Below are 18748 nucleotides of genomic sequence, written 5' to 3' on the forward strand. Positions count from 1 at the left end.
ATTAACGATAGCGAGGCAGTGATGTCATCCCACTCTCATCATGGTGAGCACGACCACCATCACGACCATTCTCATGTTCCTCAGGTCAACCAGGCCAATCAGAAAAAAGTACTGATCTCGTTTGTACTGATCTTCACCTTTATGATCGTCGAATTCGTGGGGGGCATCTACGCCGGTTCGCTAGCCTTAATGGCGGATGCCGGGCATATGCTAACCGATGCTTTCGCCTTAGCCCTTGCATGGGCGGCGTTCTATTTTAGTTCGCGCCAGCCGAATAACCGCCTAACCTTTGGTTATATTCGCTTCGAGGTCTTGGCCAGTTTATTTAATGCATTAACCCTATTTCTGATCGCCCTCTTTATTATTTATGAGGCATGGCAACGTCTGTCGGCACCGGCTACGGTCATGCCAGGGCCGATGTTAATCGTTGCCAGTGCTGGGCTGCTCGTTAATTTTATCGTGTTGTGGATTATGACGCGTGGAGAGACGGAAAACGTCAATATTAAGGGCGTGATCTTACACGTGATGGGGGATTTACTCGGCTCCGTCGCCGCTATTGTCGCCGCAGTCGTTATCGCCTTAACAGGTTGGGCTCCTATCGACCCCATCCTTTCGGTCGTAGTTGCACTCTTGATTTTACGCGGTGCTTGGACGCTAATTCGTAAAACTTCGCATATTTTATTAGAAGGTGCGCCCGATGAAGCGGTGCCCTCTAAGATCCGTGCACATTTGCTTGAGCATATTACCGGGTTGCAGGAGGTCTCTCACATTCATGTTTGGCAGATCAGTAGCGGCGTAACCTTAGCGACCTTACACATTCGAGCAGAGGATGATAGACAAGTGAAACGGGTGGTGCGGGCGGTTGAGCAAGAGTTGAAGACATCGTTCTCCATCGCCCACAGTACGATCGCTATCGATTGGGCCGATAACGATACCTCGGCAGGCTGTGTGTTGAATGAGTTGGCCGCCGAGAGCGACTGTCACGCAGCGCCGCACTCCCACTCACACTAATCTTCACCCTGCTCTTCGGTAAGGTGAACCGCCATATCTAACAATACGTGGCTGACATGTTTGTCAGCCACTCGGTAATAAATATGGCGGGCATGTCGTTCACCAATCACCAAACGAGCCGCTTTGAGCAAGCGTAAGTGGTGACTGACTAGAGATTGTGAGAGTTGTAAAGCTTCCGCGATATCATTCACCGCCGCAGGGTGCGTCAAGCATTGCAAGAGGATCCGCAGGCGTGAAGGATCGCCCAGTAACTTGAAGGTGTCTGCCAGTTGCGCAATATCTTGGCTACTTAAGACGGGTAGCGGCGAGTTTTTGGCGTCCTGCGCCTCGCTACAAGGATCACTACACATATTTTATTCCCAACCGGGTGCTGACTGAATACCTATTATTACAGCGTAGATAATAAAGTGCGTCCAGTCTTTCCTCATGCTTGACCTTTCCCTTGCGGGAAGCTGTAGGCTAGGGTTAATAAAATATTAGGAGTCTATCATGTCTAGCCCTTCCCCTACCCTCCAGCTTGCTGTAGAAGGCATGTCCTGCGCAAGTTGTGTCGGACGCGTCGAGCGTATTTTAGCGGCCCAGCCCGGCGTCGAACACGCTAGCGTTAACTTGGCCACCGAACGAGCGACGGTGACAGGTGATATCGACGGTGAGAATTTGGCGCAAGCAGTCACCGCCGCCGGTTATCCTACTAAAGTCTGGGTAGATGCCGCCCATGTCCGTGCTGAACAACAACAAAAAAAGCTGCAGAAGTATCAAACTCTCAAGCGTAACGTTGCGATAGCGCTAGCACTGACGCTGCCTATTTTTTGTATTGAAATGGCCATGCATCTTAGCCATACGCTTGAAATATGGATCGATACACGGCTCCCCGTACAGATACGTTGGATTACCGAGGCGCTTCTTGCCACCCTCGTCCTAATTGGCCCCGGCCGCCAATTTTACCGCCTCGGCCTCCCTGCCCTGTGGCATCGTGCACCGGATATGAACTCGTTAGTCGCGATAGGGACTCTCGCGGCATGGGGATACTCGATCTGCGCGACCTTCGTGCCACGCTGGTTACCGACGCAGAGTGTACACGTCTACTTCGAAGCCGCCGCGACGATCGTCTGCTTAGTCTTGATTGGACGCCTGCTTGAAGCGCGTGCCAAGGGAAAAACCTCGCAGGCGATGCAGCGTTTATTACAGCTACAGCCAAACGTTGCCCGCCGTTGGGAGAATGACCAGAGTGAGGAGGTTGCCACCGAGAGTTTACGTGTTGGCGATATCGTCGAGGTGAGGCCTGGCGAAAAGATCCCTATCGATGGTGAAGTCGTTGTCGGCAATAGCCATGTCGAAGAATCGATGATCACGGGCGAGCCGCTGGCGGTAAGTAAACAGCCGGGCGATATGCTGACGGGAGGGACGCTTAATCAACAGGGCTACTTACGCTTTAGCGTGACTGCCATCGGCGAACAGACTGTATTGGCACAGATTGTACAGGCAGTCGAGCAGGCTCAGGCGGCGAAATTACCGATCCAAGGCCTCGTCGATAAAATTACTCGCTGGTTTGTACCGGTAGTATTAGCCGTCGCCGTTGTGACCTTCGTAGGAGGGTGGTTTCTCGCTTCGCAAGGCGGGATTAGCCTCGCACTCGTCAACGCTGTTGCGGTGTTGATTATCGCCTGTCCTTGCGCCATGGGGCTTGCCACCCCCACATCTATCATGGTCGCCACAGGCCGAGCCGCAGAGAAAGGGATATTGTTCCGGCAAGGCCGAGCCTTACAACAACTGCGCGATTGCACATTGGTAGCCTTCGATAAGACGGGTACTCTTACCGTGGGGCGCCCAACATTAACCGACCTGCAACCGGCTGAGGGATTTTCCGTTCAGCAACTTCTCACCTACGCCGCCGCTGTCGAAGGCTATTCGGAGCATCCGCTTGCGCGCGCAGTGGTTGAGGCCGCACAGGCGCAACACCTCGAAAAGCTAGCGAGTAGCGATTTTATGACCGAAAGCGGGATGGGTGTTACGGCAACTGTCGATAACCGTATCGTGCATGTGGGTGCCCGGCGCTATATGGAGGCGCTCAAGGTCAATTGTTCGGCCTTAGATGCGCAAGCCGCACAGTATGCCGAGCAGGGTAAAAGCCCCTTCTATGTGGCGATAAACCAGCGATTGGCCGGGCTTCTCGCCGTCGCTGACCCTATAAAGCCCTCTAGTCGGGCGGTCGTTCAACATCTACAGAGCCAGAGTATTCGGGTCGCTATGCTGACCGGCGATAACCGGCTGACCGCACAGGCTGTAGCGAAACAACTTGGGATTGACGAGGTCATCGCGGAGGTCAAACCACAAGGCAAAGTAGCCGCTATCACGGCATGGCAGCATGATGCTCAGCGCGTCGCGTTTATTGGCGATGGGATTAACGATGCGCCTGCGCTGGCGGCGGCCGAGGTCGGCGTAGCGTTGGGGAGTGGAACGGATATCGCCATGGAATCGGCAGACGTGGTGTTGATGTCAGGGGAGCTAACGAATATTTTGAATGCCTTACATTTATCGCGGGTGACGATGACCAATATTCATCAAAATCTATTCTGGGCCTTTATCTACAACTTGGTGTTGATTCCGGTCGCGGCCGGTGCGCTCTATCCCCACTTCGGTATTCAGCTATCGCCGATACTTGCCGCGGGAGCGATGGCGCTTTCTAGCGTATTTGTACTGGGTAATGCCTTACGCTTAACACGGACGACGTTTTCCCACTGAAAAAAAGCCCTGAAGCGTTAAACGGTTCAGGGCTATTTATCTTATTGCTGATGATGACCTTGCTTAATGGACAAGCCTATCATTGGCGTCAGGGGTAAACGTGAGATCTGCGTCAGCTGCCAAGCGTGATATAAGTCGGGTTTCCCCTCCCACACCACCGTCGAGGGATGCTGCTTAGCGTCTAGCTCATGCCACCAACTGCCGTTCTGCGTATCAATCAGGTAGCAGCCGATATAATCCCATAAACGGCGGTACCACTGTTCGTACTGGGTTTCACCGGTACGTTTTAACAAACTTGCCGCCGTCGCGCAGCTTTCCGCTATCGTCCAGTGGATACGGCTATGCGTGACCGGTTTACCTTCCCAATCATGGGTATAGACAATTCCCGGAGAGCCATCCACATGCCAGCCAAATTCTGTTCCCGCATGGAATAACCCTTTGGCATCGGCAAGTAGCCACTCTGGAACCGGTTCCCCTGCAGCTTGCAAAGCGGCCTCAAGATGCAACAGCAATCGTGCCCATTCACAGGCATGTCCCGGCGTGACGCCATAGGGATGGAAGCTATCGGTCGGTTTATCTTTGTTGTAATCGTGCCACTCTTGCCAATCTTCATGAAAATGCTCCGCCAAGAAGTAGTTATTGGCTGGGGCATGTTGATGAATAACCTTGTCGACGATAGCCAAGGCCCGAGCACGCCAAATCGGATTCTCCGTGTAGTCCGCCAATTGCAAAAACAGCTCGGTACAGTGCATATTGCTGTTTCCGCCACGATAGGCTTCTCGGTCCTGCCAATCACGGGTGTAGGTCTCGCACAGCGCCTCTTCATCGGCTAACCAGAAATAGGTTTCGAGTGTCTGTACCGCTTGCTGGTAAAGGTCTTCCGCTCGCGGGATCCCCGCTAGGCTCGCGCTACATCCGGCAAGGGTAACGAACACATGTAAATACGAAGCTTTACGTTCGTCTGGGACATTTTCAGGAATTGTGCTCAGCCAACCGCCATGTTGCGAATCTTTTAAGACCCCAAGCAGAGAGTCGACACCCCATTGTGCAAGCTCTGCCGCACCTGGCTCTCCCTGTAAGGAGGCTAATGCGAAGCAGTGGGTCATGCGCGCGGTTTCCATCGTATCTGGCTGACTATTTTCCGCCTGATACCCTTTGTCATCGAGGGCGGTAAATCCGCCTCGCTCACAACGTGAGCGCTTATAGAATGCTAATAACTGTCGGCCTTGATCTTCCAGCCAGTGATGATGGTATTCCTGGCTTAGCCAACTCTGACTAAATTGCGTAAATAACATAACAACACCTCTTAGCAAACCTGAATAATTAGCCGCCCACCATGGTGCCGCCGTTCGGGTGGATGACTTGGCCACTGATATAAGAAGAATCTAGGCTGGCGAGGAAAACGTAGATCGGGCCGAGTTCTGAAGGCTGACCGGCACGTCCCATCGGGGTTTCATGGCCAAAGTTTTCTAATAGCTCTGGGTTGTAGTCGCCTAAGGTCGCTGGTTGCAGCGGTGTCCATACTGGGCCCGGTGCCACAGCATTAACACGAATACCTTTGCCCGCGATTTGGTTAGATAACGCGCGGGTGAAGCTGACGATAGCACCTTTCGTGGCCGTATAATCGATCAGCATTTGTGGCCCGATATAAGCGTTGACTGACGTCGTATTGATGATGCTATCGTCTTCCTTAAGGTGCGGGAGTGCTGCTTTCGTTAAGAAGAAGATGCTATGGATATTGGTATCGAAGGTGTTTAGCCATTGCTCGTCGCTAAGCGTTGTCAAATCTTCGTTAGGGTATTGTGTACCGGCGTTGTTAACGAGGACATTCAGTTTACCGAACGCTTCGACAACATCGGCAATCAATTTACGGCAATTTTCTGCATGGCGTAAATCGACCGGGTAGATGGCGCATTGCTGACCTTCTTGCTCGATCAGGGCTTTGATGGAACGAGCATCGGCAGCTTCGTCTTCGTTGTTAGGTAAGTAGGTAATCGCAACATCAGCACCTTCGCGAGCGAAGTGTAGTGCGGCAGAACGACCGATACCGCTATCGCCGCCAGTCACTAATGCTACTTTTCCTGCCAGTTTACCGCTACCGCGATAATCATCGCGGATCATCTCGGCTTTTGGTGACAATTTCGCTTCAGAACCCGGTAATTTTTGTGATTGCGCGTGAATTTCAACTTTCTTAACCATTTGTTAGCTCCGCTGTCAATTAATTGGCCTTAGGTAACTAACTATAGTTGACGAAGATCACACTTGTTGAATGAATTGATGAAAAGTTTTTATCAATATGTAAACGGCCCCGCAGGGCCGTAACAATTAACGATTATCAGGAAGAGCGTAGGCGATAACGTAATCGCCGACGTTGGTACGCATAAAGTGGTGGCCACCGGCCATGATCACTAAGTATTGCTTACCGCCTGCCGAGTAGGTCATCGGTGTTGCTTGTCCGCCTGCTGGCAGCGTATCGCTCCATACTTCTTTACCGGTACGGTTATCGAAAGCGCGAATTTTGTTATCGGTCGTCGCCGCAACAAATGTCAGGCCTCCCGCGGTAATGATCGGACCACCGTTATTAGGTGTCCCCACATTTATCGGCATATGCGTTGGTAGGCCGAATGGGCCATTTTTCTCGCCGCTACCCAGTGGGTGCTGCCATAGCACTTTGCGAGTATGCATATCGATGGCGGTGATCATGCCGTATGGCGGTTCGTTACACAGCATCTGTGTGCTATGAAGGTAGAACGGAGAGACTTGAATAGCATAAGGCGTATCAGCCATTGCTCCGTTACCTTCCGCACCACCGCCGCCAGGCTTATATTTAGGCGAATCGATAGATTCTAATCCTAGCTTGTCGGCTTTTTTACGTGTGATCAGCTGGTCGTACATAGGGGTATTATTCCAGTTAGCGATCAACACACCGTTTTGCGGATTATAAGCCACACTGCCCCAATCGCTACCGCCGTTATAGCCTGGATACTCGATCCACGGTTTATCCAAGCTTGGTGGCGTGAACTCTCCGATGTAGTTGGCTTTACGGAATTTAATCCGACAAGCAAGCTGATCGAACATAGTCAGCCCCCACATTTTGCGCTCGCTAAGGTCTGGTAGGCCTAAGCGCGGCATTCCGACAGACCAAGGTTGGGTTGGCGCGCGGGGGTCTTCTTTAACCACTGCCGCGGGGGCTGGCTTCTCTTCAACCGGCGTTAAAGGTTTACCTGTTTCGCGATTAAGAACGAAGGTTTGTCCACGCTTGGTTGGGACGATGATAGCAGGAATAGTCGTACCGTTCGGACCTGGGAAGTCGAACAGCGTAGGCTGAGACCCGAGATCGTAATCCCATACGTCTTTGTGCACCGTCTGGAAGACCCAACGCACATCACCAGTTTTTACATCTAGCGCGACAATAGATGAGGAGACTTTATTCTCGTTGGCAGAGCGTAATTTACTGTAATAGTCCGCCGCAGAGTTACCGGTAGGGACATAGACAAGACCTAAACGGTTATCACCAACCATGGTTGCCCATGAGTTTGGCGTACCACGGCTGTATTCTTTACCTGGTGCGGGTTCGCGATGATCGTTAGGGTTGTTAACATCCCACGCCCACTTGAACTGCCCCGTTTCTGCATCGTAACCACGAATGACGCCTGAAGGCGCCCAGCGACGTTGACCATCCAGCACTTCGTGGTTAACCACGATTGTACCGTTGATAATTGGTACGGGTGCGGTTACTGCAACGAAACCAGGAACGGTATAACCTAAACCTGTCAGGAGATTGGTTTGTCCATGATCGCCGAAGGCTTGACAGGATTGTCCAGTTTCGCTGTCCACGGCAATCAAGCGCTCATCCAATGTGCCGACAATGAGGCGTGTATGACAGGCTTGACCAACCGGGGTTTGGGTCGACGTATAGTAAGTAACACCTTTACATGCTGCGGTATAAGGGATGCTCTCATACTTAACCCCAGTATCGTGCTCCCAAATTTTCTTCCCGGTTTTCGCATCAAGCTTAATGATGTTATTCCGTGCAGAACACACATAGACGGCATCGCCCACCTTAATCGGCGTATTTTCTGCCGCCCATTTGTTGACCTGCCCCGGAGCCGGTAGGTCACCCGTACGGTAAGTCCACGCACGTTTTAGCTGTCCAACATTCTCAGGCGTAATCTGGTTTAGCGGTGAGAAGCGCGAAGCGTCTGCATCGCGACCATAATAGGTCCAATCGCTATCAGGCTGTTCTGCTTGCGATGGCGTTGGCGTACTTACCAGGGGTTGCTGCGGTAGAGACTCATTACTATTGAAAACATGTGTCGGAACAAAAGCCATACCAAAGGCAACAGCAAAAATTACGACAAAAATACCCGCGAGACTGAAGCTCAATTTGTTCGAAGATTGACGAGTTAGGGCCGGTAAGCTGAGGGCTAATAGGAAGCCAAAGACAGTCAGCAGAGACAAACGCGGCACCCAGCCCCAATAATCTGCACCACTTTCATGGATGGTCCATAAAATGGTAGCGATATAGACCACATAGAAAAGAATGGCGCCGGACGACTTACGGCGAAAGAGTTGAACGGCACTTATCAGGAGGAAGATACCCGTTATCAAGTAGTAGGCAGAGCCCGATAACGAGAGTAAATACCCCCCACCAGCAATTAATATGATACTGGTAAGCAGCAGCAAGACAGAAACGATCCTTAGTAATATCGATTTACCCTTCATGGCGATGACCTGTGCAAAATGTGAGTGAACGCGATCTAGCATGCGTAGAAAGTTAAAATAATGTAAACTTTCGCATAGAATTGTTGATAATAGAGCTCACTCATTAAAATTTCCCCTCAAAAAATGCCATTCTGCCTAAATATTGATTAGTAACCCTTATGCGTATTAATCATCCCCTCAACGCGCTGCTCGGTAAACCACCTGTTGATTTGGGGGACGACTTGCGCGAGTACTTGGTCGATTTGGGTCTTACCCGCGATGTGGGGGGTAATACGAATTTGTGGCATATCCCATAGTGGATCGTTATGTTCTAGGGGTTCATGCTGGGTAACGTCCAACGTTGCGCCGCGCATTTTTCCTTCGTGAATAAGCTTAATTAAATCTGCCTCAACGAGGTGCCCACCCCGTGCGACATTCACTAAGTAGCTATCCGTCTGTAAGAGAGAAAGGTGATGATAGTTAAGTATTCCACGAGTCTCGTCGGTCAGCGGCAGCACACAAATAAGTAGGCGAGAGGCTTTTAAGAATGCCTCTAATTCGCCGCCATCGTAACACTGGACGCCATCAATCGCTTTGCGACTATGGCTCCAACCATTAACCGGGAAGTCGAAGAAACGCAGCGCTTGAGCAATTTTTTCCCCAAGTACCCCCAGACCCATCACCCCGATGGGGTATTTCGCCCGATCGTTGAGTAAATTATTTTGCCAAAGATGTTGCTGCCGCTGCTGTTCGTATTGTGGAAACTCGCGATAAAAACGAATAGAGGCTTCACAGCAATACTCGGCAAGTTGCACTGCCATACCACCATCTTTTACACGAATGACCGCAACATCTTTGGGTAAACGGAGCGCTAATACTGCATCGACCCCAGCCCCCATATTGATAATAACTTTGAGGTGTGGATGTGCATCGATAAACGCTTGATCCGGTGCCCATGCGAGGGCGAGGGTCGCACTTTCGTCATAGTCCGGCCAGACCTTGATAGCGGCTTTTGGTAGCGCTTGTTGCAGTGGTGTTAGCCAGAGATCGGTTTCGGCATGCCGGCTATAAAAGGCGATAGAATGCATGGGTATTTCCCCTTGAAAGTGAAATGATCCTTAATGTTATACCAGTTTATTAATTGTTAAAAAAAGAGAAGCGTCTTGATTTCAATCAATCCTATTCTGTGTTCCGCAGTTGATGGATTAACGCGCTATCTTTATACTTTATCGCCTGAGTACTTATCACTGATTAAAAATTACTGCGCAAGATGCCCTTCACGGGTTATTGGCCTCACCAGGGCGAGAAGATCCCCTCTTCTTATGCAACAGCGCAAGCTGCTTAGAATGGATAAGACTCAGGATTGGTCACTCCGTTTCTCGCTCAGCGACGATAACGCGGCAGGAAACGGAGTCGACTTCTTCGCAAGTGATGAACAGGGAAAAACATAATGCAGTTCCCCAGCACAATAATCCCGAGTCCAATCACTGCATGGCTCTGCCACTGATAACCTTCAAACTTTGTCGATATCGCTAGAGCCACCAGCGGGAAAAGTACCGTCGTGTAGGCCGCCTGTCCTGCGCCCATCCGTCCTACCAGTAGATAATAAGCCCCGAAGCCGATCACTGACCCAAAGAGGGCCAAATAGCCCAACGCGCCTAGATAGAGCGGGTTAAAGGGAAGAATAAAATGATACCCAAGGTAATAAGAGAGGATCCCGGCTACCGCTGCGCCGTAACACATTGCCCAGCTGTTTGTAGTGAGAATCGGTAAGCCGCGCCGCTGATGCCTAAGGCTCAACATATTCCCTAAAGAGAATCCATAAGTACCGAGTACGCTTAATCCGACACCCAGAGCTAGGGACGTCGAGACGCGATGGGCCGCCCACTGATCACTAAACAATAAGATAATGCCTACCACCCCCAATGTAGCAGCAGGCCAAAAGCGTTTGACCGGGATAATGCGGTAGAAGATCGCTTGGTTGATGGCATTGAAGAAAATCGCCATAGAAAAAATAACCGATTCAATTCCGGTGGTGATCTGGGAGGCCGCAAGATAGAAACAATAGAAATTAAGACTAAACGAGCATACGCCTTGTAAGGCGCAGAAGCCGTGGTCACGCCAAGTGAGAGGCACCCGCCCCAATCGCCAGCGATTGATCAGAAAGAGGATGCTGCCAGCAATAGTGAAACGCCAAAAAATTGAGACTAAAATGGGGACGTCTCCTTGCTGTAACGCAATGGCAAACCATGTGGTCCCCCAGATAACTACGACTGCTGAGTATAATAATGCGTTCATCGTTCTCCCCCTGTATTGTTATCCGTTACTGTGCAGCGAGAACCAGAAAAAAACTGTCATGATGCGGTGGGGAACTTATATATTCTTGCGGTTTTTACAACACAGACTGATGCAAGGCTAGTAATTCGCCACCAGGCTTCATACACTGGATGACCCGTAGACTGTCTGAGTGCGGCCAATGCGCTATCAAACGTTCGAAACATTACGCCAGCAACGCGCGACGTTACATCAAAAGGTCGCCCTCAACTCCGGTATTCAATTAGCGTCTTGGTCAAACCAGTGCGATCGCATTACGGTCAATAGCGATCACCATACCTTGAGTCTTTATACTCAAGGTGGTTACCAGAGCTTTCAGAAATGCCACGGCGGTTGGCATAATGGCGGCGGCCCGGACAAATTGTGCATTATGCCCAAAGCGGTGGAAAGCCATTGGGATATCCGTGGACCTTTATCCTTTGTTCATCTCTACTGTACCCAACAGCATTTGCGCCATATTGGCGAGCAAATTTGGGATAAAAGCCCCGCCGAATTTTCGTTGATTGAGACAAGTTTTCAACGCGACGATAAAGTCACGGCATTATATCGTCATTTTTTACTCGGCTATGATTGGCAAGATAGTGCTAATCAACTTGTTTTAAGTTCCGCTAGCACGTTGTTACTCACTCATCTTATTCAGCATTACAGCCAAGTTAACTGGCGTCTACCGGTTATTACCGGCGGGCTTTCCCCCTATGCTTTGCGCACAGTCTGTGATTATATCGATGCCCATCTCGCGCAGCCGCTTACCTTAGCCGTGCTGGCCAAAGAAGCCGCATTAAGCGAATACCACTTTGCACGGATGTTTAGCCTTTCGATGTCCGTCCCGCCGCATCAGTATGTGATGCAACGCCGCCTAGACGTCGCGAAGCAGTTAATCGCCCTCTCCGAACACAGTTTTACCGAAATCGCCTATCAATGTGGGTTTAGCTCGGCGAGCCATTTAAGCCAGCGCTTTAAAGTAGAGACGGGGTTGACCCCTACGCAATACCGCCACCAGCGGTAACAATAAACTGATAGAGATCAACGCTTGCTGTGATTCAACTCACAAATAGTTTACGAAAAATGCTAATTTTATCTCGCTTATCAAGGCAGTTGTTTAATTATAAAGAATCGTCTTAGCGGGCGCTGACCGCTAAGAATGATATTGATGATGTTAGCCTAGGTTTCTCTACTCAGAGGAAGGAAAAATGAATAGTAAACGCTCTACGCTTTTAGCAGGTCTGATTGGTTTGGCCTGCTGCTTTACTGCACAAGCCGCACAAAATATCTCCAAGGAAGAAGTCAGCCATTTTAAATTAACGAAAGTAGGATCGATCTCTGTTGCTGAAACCGGCGGGGCGATTTCTTCTCCTTCCGATTTACATCAGGAAATCTCCAAGCGTGCAGACGAGAAAGGCGCGAAATATTACGTCGTTATCGCCGCTCGTGAGCACGGGCCTAATTTCGATGCCATTGTCGATCTCTACAAATAAGTAAGGTGTGGGGGAGCTTCCCCCACCTTTCTTGCCGTTAATAATCTTCCGCATCGACATCATAACCCGCAGGCTCCCACACTATTGCGACTAACGCGAGGAGGCCGATGATGGGCGCGCAGGCAATAACCCAGAATAACTGGGTGCCCAAGTTAAGGGTAAGTATTGGAAAAACAAACAAGGCGAGGGTCGAACTCACCCGAGTGACCGTTTGATTAAGCCCTACGCCAACACCTCGAATCGATGCAGGATAGCTAAGCGATGCATAGACCATTGATTGTGCACCAGGTCCTACCCCCTGCCCAAAAAGAAACAGTGCCAATAAACCAAAGCAGTAACTGGCGTGCAGCGTGTCATGCGGCTTTCCTAACCACGCAAGGCCAACCAACGCGACGATCTGGCAACCGTATCCGGCTATTGCCAGCGGCCTAGCGCCAAACGTCGCCACCCAACGTACCGCCAACAGTCCGCCGCTCAACGCAAAAAAGAAATTAAGGGCTAAAGAGACCAAAATAGTGGTTAACAGCGACTGCGCAAATAAGGTTGAGATAATGATCGGTAGGCCAAAAGCGATCGCCGCATAAGCGAAGGGAGAGACAAAGGAAAGGGTACTACTCAGTAGCGTTCGCTTCCTGTAACGGCCTTGAAATAAGGCCAGATAAGCCGTCCACGGTCGTCGTGCCGTCGGTAAAACGGGTTGTGCTGGCGTCTCACCTAGAGTGGCCGGAATGCCATAGGTTGTCGTTAAGATAGTCACCGCGGTGGGCAGATCGCCCTGCTGTGCCGCCCAGATCGGCGATTCCGTCATATATTTTTTTCGGATCATCAGGATCACTAACGCCGGAAGTGCGCCAAAACCGACGATGTAACGCCATAAATAGGGGGATTGGCTTTCTGGTAGGAAGCTATAGAGCGCCAGTACGAGCAGATAGGCAAGGGAGATAGCTGCGTACCAGGTCGGACACCACATGGCGACTTTGGCGGCTTTATTACCACGCCCCTTAAGTCGCGAAAACTCGGCAAGAAACGCCATCGCCACGGGTAAATCAATACCGATCCCTAAGCCCATAATAAAGCGGCTAATCGTCAGGACTTCCACATTCGGGGCTAATGCCCCGAGAATCGCTGCAAAGACAAAAAAGAACATGTCCGCCATGAATACGCGATACCGCCCGATTTTATCGGTAAGGTATCCCCCCAGCAGCGCACCGATAATAGCACCAAAGGTAATCGCCGAGACGACAATACCGACTTGTGTCGCGCTCAGCGCAAATTGCTGGGTGATATCTTTTACGCCAAAGGCAAGCGCACCAAGGTCGTAGGCATCGAGAAAAATCCCGCCAAGGGCGATAGCAACGATTATGCGGGCATTGCTACTGGCTCTTGCAGAAGTGTTGATCAAGCGGCTGACATCTGCCGCATTGTGAACGGTATAAGAACGTGGCTCGGCGCAATCTGTCATCAATTCACTCATCATCCATGGATGTATAGACGTCTAGACTCCTTTATCGCGCTACGATTAGCAAGTGATTTTTAAGGTGTGATCCTCAGGCTAACTTAATAACGGCCATACCCGCCAACAGTAATAGGATCCCTACTCCACCGACCCACGTCAGTCGTTGTCCAAACAGGATCCAGCCGAACGTTATAGTGGCGAGTAACCCCAGCCCGCCCCATAGGGCGTACGCCACGGCAAGGTCGATCCCTTTTACCGCCTGTCCTAGCGCGCTGAAGGCAGCCAGTACGCCGAGTAGCGACAGCACGCCGTAGTGTTTTTTCTCAAAACCATTAGAGAGTTTGAGTAAGACGTTAGCGATGATTTCTAAGATTACGGCCAATAATAACCAGAGGCTATGTTGCCATTCGAGCAGTAAGCTAATCATTATATCGCTCCCTTACGCTTCGCGACGGCCGGAAGCGTCCCGATCTTGATCAAGACGATCCCGAGGATCAATAGCGCTAAGCCGCTAAGCTTGATCATTGAGAGCGACTCATCGAATAACCATAAGCTGCATAGAGAAATAAGGACAATACCAACGCCTTCCCACATGGCATAGGCAACGCCAAGCGCGATTTTTTTGATAGCAATTGAGAGGGAGAGGTAAGAGCAGGCAATCATGACCAGCATGATATAAAAGCCGCTGACCGATCCGCTGAGGGTGGACCACTTCATAGAAAGTGTTCCGGTAACTTCAAAAACGATTGCGAGTACTAATAGCATCCAATAGAACATGTTGATTCTTCCAAATCATAGCGTTAAGCGCTCTGCACCAGAACATGGCGAGAGAAAGAGAAAAAATAATCAGGAAGAAGGAGGCTATAGCGCCGAGCGAAAGTGCTGGTCGATAGCAAAGCTGGGGAAAAGCGGGAGAAGAGTCGAGCAAAAGAATCCATCTTTTTGAATCGGCATACGCATAGAAATTACAATTTATCCGCGGGGTTGCTTCTCATCGATGCGGAAAAAAGTTGTCCTCAGTAATGGTGTTGATCGTATTCTTGCACAATGAACGCCTTAAATCGCCGTGCTTTGCGATTCTTTACGTCTCCTTTTAAGGCATTCATAGGGTAATTAGACCGAACCGGCTTTTTCTATTACCAGTATCCGCGCCTCACCGCGTGGGTGGGCAACATGCTCGGTGCCTTCACTGGCATAAAAAATATCTCCAACATTGAGCAAGACACTTTTTTCCTCGCCGGCAACACGATAAAACATCTCAACGCACCCATGCATGACAGCGAAGACCTCCTGTCCGTCGTTGATATGCCATTGATAAGGTCGATCCGTCCAGTGCAAGCGGACCGAGGTTCCCTCAAAATTGGCGATGTCGAGCGCTTCCCACGCTCGGCTACCGGTAAAAGCACGGCTAGAGATAATCTTCATGCTGAGCCTGCCATTGAGAAAATGAGGTGACCTGAGCAAAATCCGCTGCCAGTAGCGCGAGGGTGCTCGACCATAGTAGTTCGGCCCCGAAGGTCGGCTCGCTGAGGGCAAAGCTTAAGGTTGCATCATCGATCAGCGTTACCGCCAACCCTAAATCGGCGGCCGCCCGTACGGTCGAATTGACGCAAAAACCGGTCACCGCGCCGATCACCGTAAGATGATCGATGCCCTCTGCGCAGAGATGCTGATGGAGACCCGTATCGGTAAACGCAGACGAACCGTGTTTGATAAAGAATTTCTCGTGAGGAAGTGGCTGATAGCCGGTAAGAGGAAGCGCAGCGGGCTTATCCTGATGTAAAGTCGCCCCAGAGTCGTGATCGTGATGATAGATATGAATGATTGGTCTCTGGCAGCGGCGATAAGCCTCAAGTAGCGCAAGGCCCTGCACGATTGCCTGCTGAGGGTAAGCCTCAATGCCTTGGTCGAGGCGTTGCTGGACAAATTGTTGCATATCAATGACTAATAGCGCATCGTTCACGGTTTATTCCTCAGTGATAGTATAATCTCGAATAATCCCTGCCGTCTTACTTCCCCACTCCGATGTCGCCACGCGTTGTTGGTGAAAGGTAAACGCCTTGCGATCAATAAATGATTCCTCGACACGCCATACCAGCGGGTCGTCAGTTCGCGTCACAGAAAAACGTAAACAGCCAGCTTCAGCTAGCGAGCGCTGCTGATGTTCGGGTAAGTTATCGGCGACAATCTGCGACGCTTCTAAGCGACTACAGCGTAAAAAACCCTCGAGTGTGATCACTGTTTTTCCTTTACCTCGCGTATGAGAACCTCTACGTTAAGAGATAACGCGCAAAAAGGCTATAGCTCAGGAGGCAAACATGTTGCAAATATGGGGAAGAGAAACCTCTTCCAACGTACAAGCGGTAATGTGGTGTGTGGGTGAGTTAGGGTTAACCTATCAACGCTATGATGTCGGCCACCATTTTGGCGGCTTGGATAGCGAGGCATTTTATCAACTTAACCCTAATCGTACCATTCCAGTGCTGCAAGATGACAATCACCCACCTCTGTGGGAAAGCGGTGCCATCCTGCGCTACCTTGCCAGCCGCTACGGGCAAGAGAGTTTTTGGCCAAAAGATATTTTTGCGCGTAGTGAGGTCGACCGCTGGGCGGAGTGGGCGAAGGTTAGCGTCTCCTCGCTTTTCACACAGCCTATTTTCTGGCAGTTGGTTCGTACTCCGAGCCAACAACGCGATCCGGCCGCAATCGACCAAGCGATAGCGAGGTTCGAAGATAAGCTCGCTATCGCCGAACAGCAATTATCGCAACATCCCTTTTTAGCTGGTCCTGTTTTCACTCTGGCGGATATTCAGTTCGGCCACCTGCTCTATCGTTACTATCAGCTAAATATCGGCGTTCGTGATTTTCCTACCCTACATGCCTACTATCAGCGCTTAACCGAGCGCCCCGCCTATCAACGACATGTAATGGTCAGCTATCAACCGTTGCAAGTCTCTTAAGGCGATAATGATTTACGCAAGTAATGACGTTGCATCCCCGGCTTAGGAAAGTCTTGCAACGTCATCACTTGCTGATAGCCAAGTTTTAGGTAGAAATTGGGCGCTTGAAAACTAAAGGTATCCACGAGGCTCAGCTGGCATCCCTGAGTGATGGCGTATGCTTCTGCTTGCTCAAGTAGGCGTCCGCCGATCCCCTGCCCGCGGAGCATTTCGTCTACCCAGAGGTAATCAATGCATAACCATTGGGCCTTAATCGATGCATTGAGGCCGCCCAATAGCGCCCCCTGATCATCTCGACAATAGTTCCCAAAATGCCCGATTTCTTGGGGAGGCAGGAACTGATAATTATAGCGGCGGAGGCCGACAAATAACTCCTGTTGGTCCGTCAAATTGAGTGTCGGGGTAAGGATATAGTGCATAGTCGAGCTCCCACTTTTCGGCCACATTATGCAGCGGTAATAAAAAATTACAGTAAAAGTCCCCTGTAATGACTAATTATAGCGCCGCTTTATCGTCAAGGAGTTGTTTACGCCTTCAAAAGCTGGCAGTTTTCATTATCAGTATTTCGCGATAACTATTACAAGGTTAAGGGGTTAGGTTGGACGTTTCACTTCAAAAACAGAATAAGGTCGCTGGGGCCAACATTCTTTTCTTCGTGCAAATCTTTGCCACCATGGGTTTTGCGGTTCTCTATTCCTCTTTAGTGCTCTATGCAACAAAGCAACTGGGTTTCAGCGAAAACTCAGCAAATGCGATTATGGGGATCTTCGGCGCCTTTAATTATGGTCTGCATCTGTTTGGTGGCTATTTAGGCGGACGGTTCTTAAGTAACCGTAATTTATTTGTCATTGGGATGGTATTACAAGTCATTGGCTGCTATCTACTATCGAGTGCCAATATTGGCGGCTTATATTGGGGATTAGCTCTATTTCTTACCGGTAGCGGTCTTAATGTTACTTGTATCAATATGATGCTGACGCAACGGTTTACCCCTACCGATCCGCGTCGTGAATCGGCGTTTCTCTGGAACTATGCCGGGATGAATCTGGGCTTCTTTATGGGCTTTACGGTCGCGGGCTATTTCCAATTAAGCCTTGATTACCATTCGTTATTCCTGTTCGCGACGCTCGGTAATATCATCGCCATCGTACTTACCGCGATCTTCTGGCGGCATCTACGTGATCTCGATACGCCTCTGAGTCATCGCGAACGACCACAGCGGCTACAGCGCCTTGCAATAGGTGGCGTAATTCTTCTCCTGCTGCTCCCGCTAGTTAAAGTGATGCTTACCCACTCAGAAGTAAGTAGTTACTTCGTTTTAGGCTTAGGTGCGATAGTATTTATTGCACTCTGTACCATCACCGCCCGGCACCACGAATCAGCGGAACGCGCCCGCATGGTCGCCTATTTGATTTTGACATTGGGATCGCTCGTCTTCTGGTCGCTTTATCAACTCGCTCCGATGGGTCTGATGCTATTCGCCGAAAATAACCTTAATTTACAGCTGTTCGGTTGGCATATCGCTCCACAATGGATCCAAGATATCAATACGCTGGTCATCGTGTTAGGCGGGCCGCTACTCGCGTTGCTGTTTAAACGTTTGCGAGGCCGTGGGATCAATATCGATATTCCAAGTCAGTTCGCCGCGGCGCTACTGTTTATGGGAGGAGGTATGTTAGTGCTTCCTATCGGTATTAAGCTTGCCGCATCTAATGGGTTGGTAGATTTCCAATGGATATTTTGGAGCTATCTACTACAGAGTATCGGCGAGTTGCTCCTTTCTCCTATCGGCTACGCGATGATTGGACGCCTGGCACCACAGCAGTATCAAGGCTTATTGATGGGATCTTGGATGATGGTTTCCGGGATTGCTTCTATATTGGCGGGTTATCTCTCGCAGGCGATGCCAACGGCGCAAGGCACGACCCCGTTACTGACTAACCCCGCCTATAGCCATCTATTTATGTTGCTAGCGGTAGCCTCTGTCGTCACAGCACTGGTACTTGCGTTGCTAATCCCCTTCTTACGTCGCTTAATCGGGTCAACCCCTACGGCGTAATGTTCTC

Annotated in this window: 19 protein-coding genes; 6 read left to right on the forward strand and 13 right to left on the reverse strand. The window is 50.3% G+C overall.

Annotation, left to right across the window (positions count from 1 at the left end):
- Positions 1–21: 21 nt before the first annotated feature.
- Positions 22–1011 carry a cation diffusion facilitator family transporter gene (locus tag HGT70_RS09125; protein ID WP_071432349.1) on the forward strand — a complete coding sequence of 330 codons (990 nt, stop codon included), beginning with the start codon at positions 22–24 and terminating at the stop codon, positions 1009–1011.
- On the opposite strand, the gene HGT70_RS09130 is transcribed toward HGT70_RS09125, so the two are convergent.
- Entirely contained in the window at positions 1008–1361 is a 354-nt protein-coding gene (locus HGT70_RS09130; RefSeq protein WP_071432351.1) for an ArsR/SmtB family transcription factor, read from the reverse strand. The genes HGT70_RS09125 and HGT70_RS09130 overlap by 4 nt on opposite strands.
- 139 nt (positions 1362–1500) lie before the next feature.
- Here HGT70_RS09130 and HGT70_RS09135 point away from each other — a divergent pair, with 139 nt between their 5' ends.
- Positions 1501–3753 carry a heavy metal translocating P-type ATPase gene (locus HGT70_RS09135; protein WP_214195652.1) on the forward strand — a complete coding sequence of 751 codons (2253 nt, stop codon included), beginning with the start codon at positions 1501–1503 and terminating at the stop codon, positions 3751–3753.
- 41 nt (positions 3754–3794) lie between these two features.
- On the opposite strand, the gene HGT70_RS09140 is transcribed toward HGT70_RS09135, so the two are convergent.
- The 5 genes from HGT70_RS09140 to HGT70_RS09160 form a co-directional block, all read right to left on the reverse strand.
- Complete coding sequence (locus HGT70_RS09140) at positions 3795–5048, reverse strand: AGE family epimerase/isomerase (RefSeq protein WP_071432355.1); 1254 nt, start codon at positions 5046–5048, stop codon at positions 3795–3797.
- 28 nt (positions 5049–5076) lie between these two features.
- A complete protein-coding gene (locus HGT70_RS09145; RefSeq protein ID WP_071432357.1) occupies positions 5077–5952 on the reverse strand; it encodes an SDR family oxidoreductase in 876 nt (291 codons plus the stop codon).
- Between the two features lie 126 nt (positions 5953–6078).
- The gene (locus HGT70_RS09150; RefSeq protein ID WP_214195653.1) at positions 6079–8478 is read right to left on the reverse strand and encodes a membrane-bound PQQ-dependent dehydrogenase, glucose/quinate/shikimate family; all 2400 of its coding nucleotides are present in this window, start codon (positions 8476–8478) and stop codon (positions 6079–6081) included.
- A 146-nt stretch (positions 8479–8624) separates the two neighbouring features.
- Positions 8625–9545: a 2-hydroxyacid dehydrogenase gene (locus tag HGT70_RS09155; protein ID WP_071432361.1), complete on the reverse strand. Its 921-nt coding sequence runs from the start codon at positions 9543–9545 to the stop codon at positions 8625–8627.
- A 295-nt stretch (positions 9546–9840) separates the two neighbouring features.
- Positions 9841–10755 carry a DMT family transporter gene (locus HGT70_RS09160; protein WP_214195654.1) on the reverse strand — a complete coding sequence of 305 codons (915 nt, stop codon included), beginning with the start codon at positions 10753–10755 and terminating at the stop codon, positions 9841–9843.
- 178 nt (positions 10756–10933) lie between these two features.
- Between HGT70_RS09160 and HGT70_RS09165 the strand changes: the two genes are divergently transcribed.
- A complete protein-coding gene (locus tag HGT70_RS09165) occupies positions 10934–11797 on the forward strand; it encodes a helix-turn-helix domain-containing protein (RefSeq protein ID WP_071432365.1) in 864 nt (287 codons plus the stop codon).
- Positions 11798–11981: 184 nt separating this feature from the next.
- Complete coding sequence (locus HGT70_RS09170; protein WP_071432367.1) at positions 11982–12266, forward strand: YdgH/BhsA/McbA family protein; 285 nt, start codon at positions 11982–11984, stop codon at positions 12264–12266.
- Positions 12267–12303: 37 nt separating this feature from the next.
- On the opposite strand, the gene HGT70_RS09175 is transcribed toward HGT70_RS09170, so the two are convergent.
- The 6 genes from HGT70_RS09175 to HGT70_RS16615 form a co-directional block, all read right to left on the reverse strand.
- Positions 12304–13728: an MFS transporter gene (locus tag HGT70_RS09175; RefSeq protein WP_244968881.1), complete on the reverse strand. Its 1425-nt coding sequence runs from the start codon at positions 13726–13728 to the stop codon at positions 12304–12306.
- A gap of 85 nt (positions 13729–13813) precedes the next feature.
- The gene (mdtI, locus tag HGT70_RS09180) at positions 13814–14149 is read right to left on the reverse strand and encodes a multidrug/spermidine efflux SMR transporter subunit MdtI (RefSeq protein ID WP_071432372.1); all 336 of its coding nucleotides are present in this window, start codon (positions 14147–14149) and stop codon (positions 13814–13816) included.
- Positions 14149–14499: a multidrug/spermidine efflux SMR transporter subunit MdtJ gene (gene mdtJ / locus HGT70_RS09185; protein ID WP_214195656.1), complete on the reverse strand. Its 351-nt coding sequence runs from the start codon at positions 14497–14499 to the stop codon at positions 14149–14151. Before mdtJ ends, mdtI begins: the two co-directional genes overlap by 1 nt.
- A 336-nt stretch (positions 14500–14835) precedes the next feature.
- Positions 14836–15147, reverse strand: a complete 312-nt coding sequence (locus tag HGT70_RS09190; protein WP_214195657.1) for a cupin domain-containing protein — start codon at positions 15145–15147, stop codon at positions 14836–14838.
- Positions 15131–15685 (reverse strand): isochorismatase family protein, encoded by a 555-nt coding sequence (locus tag HGT70_RS09195; RefSeq protein ID WP_214195658.1) that lies wholly within the window; start codon positions 15683–15685, stop codon positions 15131–15133. The genes HGT70_RS09190 and HGT70_RS09195 overlap by 17 nt, the downstream gene beginning before the upstream one ends.
- Positions 15686–15688: 3 nt before the next feature.
- Positions 15689–15961: a putative quinol monooxygenase gene (locus HGT70_RS16615; protein ID WP_071432378.1), complete on the reverse strand. Its 273-nt coding sequence runs from the start codon at positions 15959–15961 to the stop codon at positions 15689–15691.
- A 79-nt stretch (positions 15962–16040) separates the two neighbouring features.
- Between HGT70_RS16615 and HGT70_RS09205 the strand changes: the two genes are divergently transcribed.
- Entirely contained in the window at positions 16041–16682 is a 642-nt protein-coding gene (locus HGT70_RS09205; RefSeq protein ID WP_214195659.1) for a glutathione S-transferase family protein, read from the forward strand.
- Here HGT70_RS09205 and HGT70_RS09210 read toward each other — a convergent pair.
- Positions 16679–17101, reverse strand: a complete 423-nt coding sequence (locus tag HGT70_RS09210) for a GNAT family N-acetyltransferase (RefSeq protein ID WP_214195660.1) — start codon at positions 17099–17101, stop codon at positions 16679–16681. The genes HGT70_RS09205 and HGT70_RS09210 overlap by 4 nt on opposite strands.
- Positions 17102–17280: 179 nt before the next feature.
- Here HGT70_RS09210 and HGT70_RS09215 point away from each other — a divergent pair, with 179 nt between their 5' ends.
- Entirely contained in the window at positions 17281–18741 is a 1461-nt protein-coding gene (locus HGT70_RS09215; RefSeq protein WP_244968882.1) for a peptide MFS transporter, read from the forward strand.
- The last annotated feature ends 7 nt before the right edge of the window (positions 18742–18748 follow it).

This window comes from Rosenbergiella collisarenosi, from assembly GCF_018494085.1.
GTDB classification, from domain to species: Bacteria; Pseudomonadota; Gammaproteobacteria; order Enterobacterales; family Enterobacteriaceae; genus Rosenbergiella; species Rosenbergiella collisarenosi.